At 59.0% G+C, this 13,901-nt stretch carries 9 protein-coding genes; 8 read left to right on the plus strand and 1 reads right to left on the minus strand.

Annotated elements, in window-relative coordinates; genetic code table 11:
* Window positions 1-21 precede the first annotated feature (21 nt).
* The 5 genes from DKK66_RS01120 (at window position 22) to DKK66_RS01140 (ending at window position 5,733) form a co-directional block, all read left to right on the plus strand.
* On the plus strand, window positions 22-615 hold the full coding sequence (locus DKK66_RS01120) for a TRAP transporter small permease (protein WP_045847198.1): 594 nt from the start codon (window positions 22-24) through the stop codon (window positions 613-615).
* Entirely contained in the window at window positions 615-1,943 is a 1,329-nt protein-coding gene (locus tag DKK66_RS01125; protein ID WP_131354764.1) for a TRAP transporter large permease, read from the plus strand. Before DKK66_RS01120 ends, DKK66_RS01125 begins: the two co-directional genes overlap by 1 nt.
* A 151-nt stretch (window positions 1,944-2,094) precedes the next feature.
* Window positions 2,095-4,380: an NADP-dependent malic enzyme gene (locus DKK66_RS01130; protein WP_045847196.1), complete on the plus strand. Its 2,286-nt coding sequence runs from the start codon at window positions 2,095-2,097 to the stop codon at window positions 4,378-4,380.
* Between the two features lie 75 nt (window positions 4,381-4,455).
* Window positions 4,456-4,707 (plus strand): PhaM family polyhydroxyalkanoate granule multifunctional regulatory protein, encoded by a 252-nt coding sequence (locus DKK66_RS01135; RefSeq protein WP_045847195.1) that lies wholly within the window; start codon window positions 4,456-4,458, stop codon window positions 4,705-4,707.
* Between the two features lie 105 nt (window positions 4,708-4,812).
* On the plus strand, window positions 4,813-5,733 hold the full coding sequence (locus DKK66_RS01140) for a VirK/YbjX family protein (protein WP_165494087.1): 921 nt from the start codon (window positions 4,813-4,815) through the stop codon (window positions 5,731-5,733).
* 58 nt (window positions 5,734-5,791) lie between these two features.
* On the opposite strand, the gene DKK66_RS01145 is transcribed toward DKK66_RS01140, so the two are convergent.
* Complete coding sequence (locus DKK66_RS01145) at window positions 5,792-6,394, minus strand: flavin reductase family protein (protein ID WP_062789735.1); 603 nt, start codon at window positions 6,392-6,394, stop codon at window positions 5,792-5,794.
* Window positions 6,395-6,587: 193 nt separating this feature from the next.
* On the opposite strand from DKK66_RS01145, the gene dnaE reads away from it, so the two are divergent.
* The 3 genes from dnaE (at window position 6,588) to DKK66_RS01160 (ending at window position 13,867) form a co-directional block, all read left to right on the plus strand.
* A complete protein-coding gene (dnaE, locus tag DKK66_RS01150) occupies window positions 6,588-10,022 on the plus strand; it encodes a DNA polymerase III subunit alpha (protein WP_131354770.1) in 3,435 nt (1,144 codons plus the stop codon).
* Between the two features lie 200 nt (window positions 10,023-10,222).
* Window positions 10,223-12,007: an ABC transporter ATP-binding protein/permease gene (locus DKK66_RS01155; protein ID WP_131354773.1), complete on the plus strand. Its 1,785-nt coding sequence runs from the start codon at window positions 10,223-10,225 to the stop codon at window positions 12,005-12,007.
* 240 nt (window positions 12,008-12,247) lie between these two features.
* Entirely contained in the window at window positions 12,248-13,867 is a 1,620-nt protein-coding gene (locus DKK66_RS01160) for a methyl-accepting chemotaxis protein (protein WP_131354776.1), read from the plus strand.
* The last annotated feature ends 34 nt before the right edge of the window (window positions 13,868-13,901 follow it).

A 13,901-nucleotide genomic window follows, 5' to 3' on the forward strand; every position in this document is an offset into this window, starting at 1 on the left:
TTTTGCGAAAAGAGAACAATCATGCTGAAATTCCTCGACCATCTGGAGGAGTGGATGATTGCCCTGTTGATGGGAAGTGCAACCCTCATCACTTTCGTGGCGGTACTGCACCGCTACGGTTCGGGCATCGAAACCCTGCAACCCTATCTGGCCCATATCAATATGGCGTGGGCCCAGGAACTCACCATCTACCTGTTTGTATGGATGGCCAAGTTCGGCGCTGCCTATGGCGTGCGGACCGGCATCCACGTGGGTGTGGACGTGTTGATCAACCGCCTGTCCGACAAGACCCGAGCCAAGTTCATCATTTTCGGCCTGCTCTCCGGTGCGCTGTTCACCGGCGTGATTGCCGTGCTGGGCGGCAATTTTGTCTGGGAAATCGCCCATACCGACCAGACATCTCCCGACCTGGAAGCCCCGATGTGGCTGGTTTATCTCGCCATCCCCTGCGGCTCTACCCTGATGTGTTTCCGCTTCCTGCAAGTAGCCTGGAACTTCATCAAGACCGGCAGCCTGCCCAAGCATGACCACGGCCATGTTGATGGAATCGAAGAAGGTGCCGAGGATCTGGACAACCTGCACCCGCACGACCTGAACCACGGAGGCAAGCACTAATGACCACCCTCATCATTTTCGGTCTGCTGCTTACCCTGATGCTGACCGGCATGCCGATCTCCATCTCGCTGGGTCTGACGGTACTGACCTTCCTGTTCACCATGACGGAAGTCCCTATCGAATCGGTGGCGCTCAAGCTGTTCACCGGGATCGAGAAGTTCGAAATCATGGCGATTCCCTTCTTCATTCTGGCGGGCAACTTCCTGATGCACGGCGGCGTGGCCAAACGGATGATCCGCTTTGCCACCACCCTGGTGGGCCACTGGTATGGTGGTTTGGGTCTGGCTGGCGTGGTGTCCTGCGCACTGTTTGCCGCCATTACCGGTTCTTCCGTTGCCACCGTGGTGGCAGTGGGTTCCATCATCCTGCCGGCCATGGTGAAACAGGGCTACCCGCAGCGCTTTGGTGCCGGGGTGATCACCACTTCCGGCGCGCTGGGCATTCTGTTCCCGCCGTCCATCAACCTGGTGATGTATTCCATCGCCACTGCAGGCATGGACGTGACCGGCCCGGATGGCATGAGCGTGTCCACCGCATCGGTCGGCCAGCTGTTCATGGCCGGCGTGCTGCCCGGCCTGTGCCTGTCGGTATTGCTGGGCCTGACCACCTGGTACCGTGCCAAGAAGTTTGACTACCCGCGCCTGCCGCGTGCCAGCTGGGGCGAGCGTCTGCAAGCCTTCCGCGAATGCGTGTGGGGCCTGTTGCTGATCGTCCTGGTGATTGGCGGTATTTACAGCGGTATTTTCACCCCGACCGAAGCCGCCGCCATGGCCGCCGTGTACGCCTTCATCATTGCCGTGTTCGTCTACAAGGACATGGGTCTGAAGGATGTACCGCGCGTGCTGATCAATGCCGCGTCGATGAGCTCGATGTTGCTGTACATCATCACCAACGCCGTGCTGTTCTCCTTCCTGATGGCCTCCGAGCAGATTCCGCAAGCCATGGCTGCGTGGATGACGGCACAGGGCCTGGGTGTGGTGGCCTTCCTGTTGCTCACCAACATCCTGCTGCTGGCGGCCGGTAACTTCATGGACCCGTCGGCCATTGTGCTGATCATGGCGCCCATCCTGTACCCGGTGGCAGTCAAACTGGGGGTGAATCCGGTACACTTCGGCATTCTGATTGCCGTGAACATGGAAGTCGGCATGTGTCATCCGCCGGTGGGGCTTAACCTGTACGTGGCCTCCGGCATCACCAAGATGGGCATTACCGAGCTGACCGTGGCCGTGTGGCCGTGGCTGCTCACCATGCTGGGCTTCCTGGTGGCCGTGACCTATCTGCCCGGTATATCACTGTGGCTGCCCCGAATGTTAGGTATGATGCAGTAATAGCAGGACAGGACAAACAACGCGGCAGAGGTGAAAACCTCTTGCCGCGTACTTTGTCTGACAGGACCATAGCCCCGATAGAGGGTTAGCCCTTATAATATTCAGCTAAATTATTCAAAACGACCATAAGAAACCACCCAGGAGTTCACGAATGGACGAGCAACTGCGCCAAGCCGCACTCGATTTCCACCAGTTTCCTCAGCCCGGCAAGATCCAGGTGTCCCCGACCAAACCGCTGGCTACCCAGCGTGACCTCGCCCTTGCCTACTCCCCCGGTGTGGCCGCCCCGTGTGACGCCATCGTGGAAGACCCGCTCAATGCTTACAAGTACACCGCACGCGGTAATCTGGTAGCTGTCATCACCAACGGTACCGCCGTACTGGGCCTGGGCAACATCGGCCCGCTGGCCGGCAAGCCGGTGATGGAAGGCAAGGGTGTGCTGTTCAAGAAGTTTGCCGGCATCGACGTTTTCGACATTGAACTGAACGAAAACGACCCGGACAAGCTGGTGGACATGATCTGTGCGATGGAGCCGACTTTCGGCGGCATCAACCTGGAAGACATCAAGGCCCCCGAGTGCTTCTACATCGAGAAGAAGTGCCGCGAACGCATGGGCATTCCGGTCTTCCATGACGACCAGCATGGCACCGCCATCGTGGCCGCTGCCGCAGTACTGAACTCGCTGCGCCTGGTCAACAAGGACATCGCCAATGTCCGCGTGGTGGCCTCCGGTGCCGGCGCTGCCGCCATCGCCTGCCTGGACCTCCTGGTAGCGCTGGGCGTGAAGCGTGAAAACATCACCGTCTGCGATTCCAAGGGCGTGATCTATCACGGCCGCGACGAAAAGCTGGACGAATCCAAGCTGCGTTACGCCATTGCCGACAACGGCTGGCGCAAACTGGCCGACGCCATGGTTGGCGCCGACATCTTCATGGGTCTGTCCGGCCCGCGCCTGGTATCCCAGGAAATGGTCAAGAGCATGGCCGCTCACCCGGTGATTCTGGCCATGGCCAACCCGGAACCGGAAATCCTGCCGCCGCTGGTGAAGGAAGTCCGTCCGGATGCCATCATCGGTACCGGTCGTTCCGACTACCCGAACCAGGTAAACAACGTACTGTGCTTCCCCTTCATCTTCCGTGGCGCGCTCGACGTGGGTGCCACCACCATCAATGAAGAAATGAAGCTGGCCACCGTCCGCGCCATTGCCGACCTGGCCATGGCCGAACAGTCCGACGTCGTTGCCTCCGCTTACGGCGACCAGGAACTGTCCTTTGGCCCGGAATACGTGATTCCGAAGCCCTTCGACCCGCGCCTGATCGTCAAGATTGCCCCGGCCGTAGCCAAGGCCGCCATGGATTCCGGCGTGGCCACCCGCCCGATCCAGGATTTCGACGCCTACGCCGACCAGCTCACCCAGTTCGTGTACAAGACCAACCTGTTCATGAAGCCGGTGTTTGCCCAGGCCAAGAAGGAAAGCAAGCGCGTTGTCCTAACCGAAGGTGAAGACGAGCGCGTACTGCACGCCACCCAGGAAATCGTGCTGGCAGGCCTCGCCCGCCCCATCCTGATCGGCCGTCCGAGCGTGATCGAAAAGCGTATCGAAAAACTGGGCCTGAAGCTGGAACCGGGCAAGGATTTCGAACTGGTCAACAACGAATCCGACCCGCGCTTTGCCGAATACTGGAAGGACTACTACAACCTGATGAAGCGCAAGGGCGTTTCCCAGGAGCAGGCCCGTCGCCGCGTGATCGGCAACACCACGCTGATTGGCGCACTGATGGTTCGCCGCGGTGATGCAGATGCGATGATTTGCGGTACCTATGGTACTTACCGTCAGCATTTCGACATCGTGGAAACCGTGCTGGGCTACGACAATGCCGACAAGGTAGCCGGTGCCATGAACGCACTGATCCTGCCGACCGGCAACATCTTCATCACCGACACCTACGTGAATGCCAAGCCGGATGCAGTACAACTGGCTGGTATCACCAAGATGGCGTCCGAAGCGATGAAGCGTTTCGGTATTGCACCGAAGGCCGCCCTGCTGTCCAACTCCAGCTTCGGCACCATCAACGGTGAATCCGCCGACAAGATGCGCTCCGCACTGGAACTGATCCGCGAGGCCCAGCCTGACCTGGAAATCGATGGCGAAATGCAGGGTGACGCCGCCCTGGTGGAAGCCATCCGCACCCAGGCCATGCCGGAAACCACGCTGAAGGGCTCGGCCAACCTGCTGATCATGCCGAACGTTGAAGCTGCCAACATCAGCTACAACCTGCTGCGTGTTTCGGCATCCGACGGTGTGACCATCGGCCCCATCCTGATGGGCATGAGCAAGCCGGTACACATCCTGACCCCGATCTCCTCGGTACGCCGCATTGTCAACATGGTGGCCCTGGCTGCCGTGGATGCGCAGGTAGCAGCCAACAACAGCTAAGCTGTCGTCTTTGGTCTTATACTGAACGGGCAAGCCAGTCTTGCCCGTTTTCTATTTCTGACCAGGAGAAACGTCATGAGCGCCGATTTCAACCCGAACGACCCATTCGCCATGTTCCGCCAGTTCTGGCAAACTGCCACTCCTGTCAGCGCCCAACCCTTTCTCCCGCCGATGAGCGAGGAGGAAATCGACCGCAAACTGGCAGAGCTGCGGGTAGTGGAAGGCTGGCTGACCATGAATCTGGGCATGCTGTCCATGCAGATGAAAACGCTGGAAATGCAACGCGCAGCCCTGTCTGCCCTCAAACCCCGCGAAGAAAAAAAGTAAACCGTCACAAACGGTAACGACGACGGGACAAGCCGGCCAAAGACGCCGACACCCGGATAAACCATAATGCATTTCCGTGCACGAACGCTTTTAGAAGAACCCTGCGTGAAAACAATCGAATCAGCGTCCCGACCTCACCCTGTCCGACTGCTAGGCCAGCTGGCGAGTGGCGGATTTTCCCAGCGCGACTATCTGGATGAACGCAAGAACCGCGTCAAGCTGGTACTGCGCAGCTTGCTGTCACTGTCCAGCAGCTACCGCTGGCTGGGCTACCTCAGCAGCCAGCCCATGCTGCTGGACTACCTGAAGCTGGCTCCGCGACTTTCGCAAAAGCTGCATCGCCCCTATTTGCACCGCGGGCTGGGCAATGCCGCCAAGGTAGAGATGCTGCAACAGCACTATGGCCGGGTACTGCAACTGCCGCCAGCCGTGCGCAGCCAGTTGCTGTCGCTGGACAATATCTGCATTGCCAGCGTTACGGGCAAGGATGAAAGCAGCTTCAGCTGGGTGATGGGGCATAACCATTACTTTGACAAGGAAGGCGAGCTGTCGCTGCAGTTTGTTGACAGCCAGCAAGTGGCACTGGCCACCCTCACCTTTACCCTGTGCCAGTATCAGGGGCAGCCGGTGGCGCTGATTGGCGGCTTGCAAGGCCCGCGCAAGGAGTTTGGCCACGAGTGCATCCGCACCGCCACCAAGGCTTGTCACGGCCTGTTTCCCAAGCGGCTGGTACTGGAAGCATTGACCGTCATTGCCCGTGAAATGGGCTGCCAGCAAGTGCTAGCCGTGTGCAAGGACAGCCATATTTACAGCTCCTGGCGCTACCGGCGTGAGTTCCAGGCAGATTACGACAGCTTCTGGCTGGATATCGGTGCCGAGAAAATCAACACCGAATACTTCCGCATCCCCTTCCCCATCCCGCGCAAGCCGATGGAAGAAATTGCCAGTAAAAAACGCAGCGAATACAACCGTCGCTATGCCTTGCTGGACGAGATGGCAGAAAAAATCAGCCAGGCCTTACGCTAAGCCTTGCCAGGAAAAAGCACCGGACTGGTGCTTTTTTTCATTTATGTGGTCAGAAAAATCAGGGCCGTGCCAGCGAGAAATCCGCATGCACCAGGGTGTAGGCATCCCCCGCCAGTTTGCCAATGGGGTGCAGTGCCTGTACATCAATCCGGCCATCCTGATACACCGCATCCGCCACATGCACATGACGGATTTCACCCAGCACCAGCGTGCTGCCCCCCGCCCCGTGCCCAAGGTCGAGGCAGCTATGCAGCACACACTCATAGCGTACCGGCGAGCGCGCCACGCCGGGTGCCTTCACCTGTTTGCTACGGACTTTGGCGAGGCCGGCCAGATCAAACTCGTCCACTTCCGCCGGATAGGCGGCACAGGACTGGTTCATTTCCTCGACCAGCTCCTGGCTGACAATATTCACCACGAATTCGCCGGTCGCGCGGATATTGGCCAGGCTGTCCTTGTCGCTGCCATCCGGCTTCCTGAGTATGGTCACGGCCAGCATCGGCGGATTGAGTCCGGCAACGGTAAAAAAGGAAAACGGTGCCAGGTTGGCCACACCCAGCAAATCCTGCGTGCTGAGCCAGGCAATGGGACGCGGCAGCACACTGCCAGTCAGTAATTTGTACAGGCTGGTACCATCCAGCTCTCTGACATCACAATCCATCTTGCTCACCGTTTGGCTGATTCCTGATGCCACCATTCTAATGCTGCGACGCAGCACAAGAAAAGGAGGAATGACAGGCTGGTGACAGTCGCAACAAACAGCCAGCCCAAGGCAGCGAGCATGCAGCCGCTGGCATGCGATTTATCTTGCCGCACACATGGTGCAGATGCCGCGCTGCCGGTAAAATGCCGCCATGAACGCACCCCGCTTTATCCATCTTCGCCTCCACTCGGAGTTTTCCATCACCGACGGCATTGTCCGCCTCGACGACGCGGTAAAGCGTGCGCAGAAGGACAATATGCCTGCCATGGGCATGTCGGACCTGATGAACCTGTTCGGCATGGTCAAGTTTTACAAGTCCTGCCGTAACAAGGGTATCAAGCCCATCGTCTCGGCCGATATCTGGCTGGAAAACGAAGAAGACCGCGACAAGCCCACCCGCCTGATGCTGACGGTGAAAAACCGTGAGGGTTATCGCAGGCTATGCGAGCTGCTGACCCAGGCCTTCACCCACAACCAGTACCGTGGCCGCGCCGAAATCAAGCGCGCCTGGCTGGAACAGGGCGATAACAGCAACCTGCTGTGCCTGTCCGGTGCACATATGGGTGATGTTGGCGTGGCACTGGCCATGGGCCAGCGCGAAGAAGCGATGCGCCGCGCGCAGTACTGGGAGAGCCTGTTTCCCGACAGTTTTTATCTGGAAGTCCAGCGCGTGGACAATGCGCAGGTGGAAAGCGTGGTACAGGCCACACTGTGGCTGGCAGGCGAAACCGGCCTGCCGGTCGTGGCCACCCATCCCATCCAGTTCATGGACCCGGACGACTTCAAGGCCCACGAGGCACGGGTGTGCATTGCCGAGGGCTACACGCTGGGCGACAAGCGCCGTCCGCGCAATTTCTCCGAATGCCAGTATTTCCTCTCCACCGAACAGATGCTGGAGCGCTTTGCCGATATTCCGGAAGCGCTGGAAAACACGGTGGAAATTGCCAAGCGCTGCAATATTTCGGTGGTGCTGGGCAAGAACTACCTGCCGCTGTTCCCCACCCCGGAAGGCATGACGCTGGATGATTTTCTGGTGTACGAAGCCAAGCGCGGGCTGGAAGTGCGGCTGGAGCAGCTGTTCCCCGACCCGGCCGAGCGTGAGGCGCGCCGCCCGGAATACGATGCCCGGCTGAAGTTCGAGTGCGACACCATCATCCAGATGGGTTTCCCCGGTTACTTCCTCATCGTGGCGGACTTTATCCAGTGGGGTAAGGGCAATGGCTGCCCGGTAGGTCCGGGCCGGGGTTCCGGTGCCGGTTCGCTGGTGGCATACAGCCTGAGCATTACCGACCTCGACCCGCTGCGTTACGCCCTGCTGTTCGAGCGGTTCCTGAACCCGGAACGGGTATCCATGCCCGACTTCGACGTGGACTTCTGTCAGGAAAACCGCTGGCGCGTGATCGAATACACCCGGCAGAAATACGGCGAAGAAGCCGTCAGCCAGATTGCCACCTTCGGCACCATGTCGTCCAAATCGGTAATTCGCGACGTGGGCCGGGTGCTGGACCTGCCCTTCGGCCTGTGCGACCGCCTGTCCAAGCTGATTCCGCTGGAGGCCAACAAGCCGCTGGGTCTGGAAAAGGCGATGGAAGTGGAGCCGCAGATCGGTGAAGTCATTGAATCGGAAGGTGCCAATGAGCTGATCGAACTGGCGATGAAGCTGGAAGACCTCACCCGCGGCATCGGCATGCACGCCGGTGGCGTGCTGATTGCCCCGGGCAAACTTACCGACTTCTGCCCGCTGTACATTGCCAGTGCCGACGGTGCCTCACCGGTGTCGCAGTTCGACAAGGACGACGTGGAGCAGATCGGCCTGGTGAAGTTCGACTTCCTGGGCTTGCGCAACCTCACCATCATCGAACTGGCCCAGCGCTATATCAAGCAGGTCAGCAACGAGGACGTGGACGTTGCCCATCTGCCGCTGGACGATGCCGACGCCTACAAGATTTTTGCCAGCGCCAACACCACCGGCGTGTTCCAGTTTGAATCCTCCGGCATGAAAAAAATGCTGGTGGAAGCCAAACCCAGCAAGTTCGAAGAAATTATCGCCTTCGTGGCCTTGTACCGTCCGGGCCCGATGGACCTGATTCCCGACTTCATCCAGCGTATGCACGGCGCCAAGTTCGAATACCTGCACCCGCTGCTGGAGCCGGTACTGGCACCGACTTACGGCATCATGGTGTATCAGGAACAGGTGATGCAGTCCGCCCAGGTGATTGGCGGCTACTCGCTGGGCGGTGCCGACTTGCTGCGCCGCGCGATGGGTAAAAAGAAGGTGGAGGAGATGGTGGCGCAGCGCGCCATGTTCGTGCAGGGTGCCGCCAAGCAGGATATTCCTGAATCCAAGGCCAACGAAATCTTCGACTACATGGAGAAATTCGCCGGCTACGGTTTCAACAAATCGCACGCCGCCGCCTATGCGCTGGTGGCCTACCATACGGCCTGGCTCAAAGCACATCATTGCGCCGCCTACATGGCTGCCACCATGTCCACCGAACTGGACAATACCGACCAGCTGAAGGTGTTTTATGACGACGCCACCGACCCCAAGAACGGCCTGCGCTTCTTGCCACCGGACGTCAATCACAGCTTCTACCGCTTTGTGCCGGTCAGCCGTCAGGAAATCCGCTATGCACTGGGCGCGATCAAGGGCAGTGGCGAATCTGCTGTCGACCATATCGTGGCGGTGCGTGAAGCCAGCGGCCCCTACACCAGCCTGTTTGATTTCTGCCAGCGCACCGACAAGAAGCTGGTCAACAAGAGGGTGATCGAAGCGCTGATCCGCGCCGGGGCTTTTGACAGCATCGAACCCAACCGCGCCCTGCTGTTTGCCAATGTCGGCCTGGCGATGGAAGCAGCCGATCAGGCCCACGCCAATGCCAATCAGGGCGGCCTGTTCGACATGTTTGGCGACGACGTGGCCCCGGCGGTGGAAATGGTGGCCACCCGGCCATGGAATGACGCCGTCAAGCTGGCGGAAGAAAAACTGGCCATCGGCTTCTACCTGTCCGGCCACCCGTTCTCCGCCTATGCGCAGGAAGTGCGTGCCTTCATCAAGACCACACTCTCGCGCCTGACTCCGCGCAAGGAGCCGCAACTGCTGGCCGGTTTTGTCACCGGCATCCGCGTCAAGATGGGCAATCGCGGCAAGATGGCCTTTGTCGAACTGGACGATGGCAGCAGCAAGCGGGAAATCGGCCTGTTTGGCGACAGCTACGAAGTCAACCGCAACAAGCTGAAAGAAGACATCGTGCTGGTGGTGCAAGGCAAGGTGAGCGAGGACAGTTTCTCTGGCGGCCTGCGCATCATGGCCGACCGCATTTACGATCTGGGCGAAGCACGCAGCTGCTTTGCCCGCGGCCTGTCCTTGCAGATGAACGGCAATGCCGATGTCAACCGGCTGAAAACCTTGCTCACCCCCTATCGTGACGAGGAAAACGGCGGCCTGGTTCGCATCAGCTATAGCAATGCCCAAGCGCGTGGCGATGTGGCCCTGTCGCAAGGCTGGGCTGTCCGGCTGGACGACAGCCTGCTGCTGGCCTTGCAGGACTGGCTGGGCGAAACCGCGGTGAAGATATTGTGGTAAAGCCCGGCTGAACGCCGGCACCGGCCTTGCTGCTGGCGGGCAACAATTGTTCATCATTGACAGCCAGTCACCGTTTGGCAGCAGGCAGCTGGCATCGTAAGCTGTGCTGCTGCCATCAGGGCAGCGTCTCACCATCCACCCATGCCGTGTACTGGCCCGCTGCCGGCACACGGCATGTCTGATTGCATCAAAGGGGAAACATGAACTGGAATCAGGAACTGGGCACCAGCCTGGTGTGGGTAGCCAAGGCCTATGGCATCACTTGCCTGCTGTTTGTCATTGCGGTGTGGAGCCTGACCCGGCTCACCAGTTGGGGCCGCCAATTCTGGCAACTAAGCGGTGCTTACTTCAGCCTGCGGCGCAGTGCCAAACCACTGCTGGCCATTGCGCTGATCCTGCTGCTGACCCTGGCTGGCGTGCGGCTGGACGTGGTGCTGTCCAACTGGAGCAACGGGCTGTATACCTCCTTGCAGCAACTGAATGAAAGCCTGTTCTGGAGCTTTGTCCGCATTTTCTGCATTCTGGCCAGCCTGCATGTGCTGCGCAGCCTGTTCAGCTTTTACGTCAACCAGAGCTTTTCCATCCACTGGCGTGCCTGGCTGAACGAACAACTGCTGCAAAGGTTGTTGAGTCAGCAAGCCTTCTACCGCCTGCAATACCTGCCGCAACACAGCGATAACCCTGACCAGCGTATCCAGCAGGATGTCAGCAGCTTCGTCAGCAGTTCGCTCGGTCTGTCGATGGGCGTGGTCAGCGCCCTGGTGTCCACCCTGGCCTACACGCTGATCCTGTGGAACCTGTCCGGCCCCTTGCAGCTGCTGGGGGTGGAAATACCGCGCGCCATGGTGTTTGCGGTATTTGTCTACGTGCTGATTGCCACCGTGCTGGCAGTGAAGATCGGCCGCCCACTGGTACGCTTGAACTTCCTGAACGAGCAATACAACGCCAACTATCGTTACCTGCTGGTGCGCTTGCTGGAGTATGCAGAAAGCATTGCTTTTTATGCCGGGGAAAAAGTGGAAGGCATGCTGCTGCGCAGCCGTTTTGGCCAGATCATCCACAATAACTGGCGCATCGTGTTCCGGTCGCTGAAATTCCAGGGCTTCAACCTGATTGTCAGCCAGACCGCCGTGGTGTTTCCGCTCATCGTGCAGGCCCATCGCTTTTTCTCCAAGCAGATTACCCTGGGCGACCTGATGCAAACTTCCCAGGCCTTTGGCACCTTGCACGACAATCTGTCCTTCTTCCGCAATGCCTACGACGACTTTGCCGGTTATCGCGCGGTGCTCAACCGTCTGTCCGGCTATTGCGACTCCATGCAGGAAGCCGCCACCCTGCCACGCCCGGCCATCAGCCATCAGGGCAAGCGGCTGGCGCTGGAAGCCTTCAGCCTGCACAGCCCGGCTGGCGACTGCCTGCTGGACAATGTCTCCATGGAAATTCCGGCAGGCAGCGCGCTGCTGATTCGCGGCCGCTCCGGTTCGGGCAAAACCACGCTGCTGCGCAGCCTGGCCGGTCTGTGGCCCTATAGCAAGGGCCAAATCACCCTGCCAGCAAGCGGTGTGATGTTCCTGTCGCAAAAGCCTTACCTGCCGGGCGGCAGCCTGCGCGATGCGCTGTACTACCCGGCCACGCCGCCGCAAGGCAATAGCGCACAGCTGGAGCAGGTACTGCAAAGCATACAGCTGGGCCACCTGCTGCCCCGACTGGATGAAGAGCGCGACTGGAGCCACAGCCTGTCGCTGGGCGAACAGCAGCGTCTGGCCTTTGGCCGCCTGCTGTTGAACCAGCCGGATATCGCATTTCTGGACGAAGCCAGCTCGGCGCTGGACGAAGGACTGGAAGATGCCATGTACCGCCTGCTGCGAGAGCAACTGCCGGACACCACACTGGTCAGCGTTGGCCATCGCAGCAGCCTGCTGCAATACCATCAGCAGCAATTGCAGATTCTGGGTCAGGGCCGCTGGGAAATACTGCCAGCCTGAACCTGCCCTTTCCGCTAAACGACCGCACGGCCTGCGCCGCTGCGGTCTTTTTTATGTCTGATCACACCCGCCATATCAGAAGCATTTTTTTATGCTGTTTGAAGCAAAACTGCATAATCATCAAAAAAATCAAAACTTTCCTGCAAACGTCGCGATGGGCTGCTATAGGTACATTTACGTAGCACACACTATGTCATTGACGAATAACGATAAGACGAAACACTTGCAAGGAAGACTATCATGGCCATCATCCGACGCCTCATCCTGACCCTGGCCATTGCCCTGCTCGCCCTGCTGCTGGTGGGTGGTTTTGGCGCTTACCAGCAAAAACAGGCCAGCAATCGTTTTGAATACACCGTTACCAACCTGGCCCCCAGCGTGCGTGACCTGAACGGCATGGTGTATGCCTTCATGGATATCCGCAATGCCATCACCCGGCATTCGGTATCGCATACCACCGGTGAAAAATCGGCCGCTGAAGCCATGTCGGGTGAAGCAGATAAAAAACTGGATGATCTGATTATTGATTATGAGAAGAACCTGATTTCGGATGATCATGACCTTCAAATGTTGCAGGACGACAAGGTGAAACTGGCGGCCTATCGCGCCGAGCGCAGCAAGTTCTTTGAGGTTTCACGTGACGGCAAGGATGATCTGGCCGATGCCATGCTGCGTGATGGCCCGCTGAATACCACCGGTACAGAGCTGCGCAAGGCCTTGATCGCCCATACCGAATACAACCTCAAACTGTCACTCGACGCAGTTGCCACCAACAAGGCCGCCTATAACAGTGCCTTGCTGCAAACCGGTGGCGTGATCGGTGCAGTCTTGCTGCTGGTGCTGTTCATGGGCTTCACCCTGTTCCGCACCATCAGCCGTGGCCTGACTTCCATCCAGCACACCATGCAACAGGTCAGCCAGTCGCTGGATTTCACCCAGCGCGCTCCGGTCATCAATCAGGATGAAATCGGCCACACCGCCACTGCCTTCAATAATCTGCTGGGTGGTTTGCAGACCAATCTGAAATCCATCCTGGAAGGGGCGCGCTCGGTTGCAGCAGCCTCGGAAGACCTGTCGCAGACTGCCACCCAGGTGGCTGCTGCGGCCGATGCGCAATCGTCATCGTCTGCCAATATGGCCGCCACCATCGAACAGATGACCGTCAGCGTGAACCACGTGGCCACCCGTGCCGAAGAATCCCGCGACCTCGCGCACAGCGCTGGCAGCCTGGCGCACCAGGGTTCCACCACCATCAGCCAGACCATTCACGACATTCGCGACATTTCCAGCGCAGTGGACAGCGCAGCGGGCAGCATTCGCGAACTGGACACCTATAGCGCACAGGTGGACACCGTGGTGGGGGTAATCAAGGATATTGCCGACCAGACCAATCTGCTGGCGTTGAATGCCGCCATCGAAGCAGCACGGGCTGGCGAAATGGGACGTGGCTTTGCCGTGGTGGCCGACGAAGTGCGCAAGCTGGCCGAACGCACCAGCAGCTCCACCCAGGAAATTTCCTCCACCATCAATGCCATGCGTGACCGCTCGCGCCAGGCCACCGAACAGATGCATGCCGCCGAGGAACTGGTACGCAATGGCGTGAGCCGTGCCGACCATGCCGACCATGCCATCAAGCAGATTGGCGAGGCCACCGGCAATACCGTACACATGGTCACCGAGATTTCCGATGCCATCAAGGAACAGGGCAAGGCCACCAACAATATTGCGGTACAGGTAGAACAGATTGCCCAGATGACGGAAGAAGCGTCCTCGGCAGCACAGGAAGCGGCCAGCAGTGCGCGTCATCTGGACGAACTGGCACGCCACCAGATCAGCACCTTGCAGCAGTACCGCCTGTAAAACACCTTCCTTGCAGTCGTGGCCGCCAGTGTTA

Source organism: Aquitalea sp. USM4 (genome assembly GCF_004328945.1).
Taxonomy (GTDB): Bacteria; Pseudomonadota; Gammaproteobacteria; order Burkholderiales; family Chromobacteriaceae; genus Aquitalea; species Aquitalea pelogenes.

Excerpts from the sequence above, each read along its gene's own strand:
- dnaE (WP_131354770.1), top strand. The coding sequence starts at position 6,588 with ATGAACGCACCCCGCTTTATCCATCTTCGCCTCCACTCGGAGTTTTCC.
- DKK66_RS01125 (WP_131354764.1), top strand. The coding sequence starts at position 615 with ATGACCACCCTCATCATTTTCGGTCTGCTGCTTACCCTGATGCTGACC.
- DKK66_RS01145 (WP_062789735.1), bottom strand. The coding sequence starts at position 6,394 with ATGGATTGTGATGTCAGAGAGCTGGATGGTACCAGCCTGTACAAATTA.
- DKK66_RS01160 (WP_131354776.1), top strand. The coding sequence starts at position 12,248 with ATGGCCATCATCCGACGCCTCATCCTGACCCTGGCCATTGCCCTGCTC.
- DKK66_RS01120 (WP_045847198.1), top strand. The coding sequence starts at position 22 with ATGCTGAAATTCCTCGACCATCTGGAGGAGTGGATGATTGCCCTGTTG.
- DKK66_RS01155 (WP_131354773.1), top strand. The coding sequence starts at position 10,223 with ATGAACTGGAATCAGGAACTGGGCACCAGCCTGGTGTGGGTAGCCAAG.
- DKK66_RS01130 (WP_045847196.1), top strand. The coding sequence starts at position 2,095 with ATGGACGAGCAACTGCGCCAAGCCGCACTCGATTTCCACCAGTTTCCT.
- DKK66_RS01135 (WP_045847195.1), top strand. The coding sequence starts at position 4,456 with ATGAGCGCCGATTTCAACCCGAACGACCCATTCGCCATGTTCCGCCAG.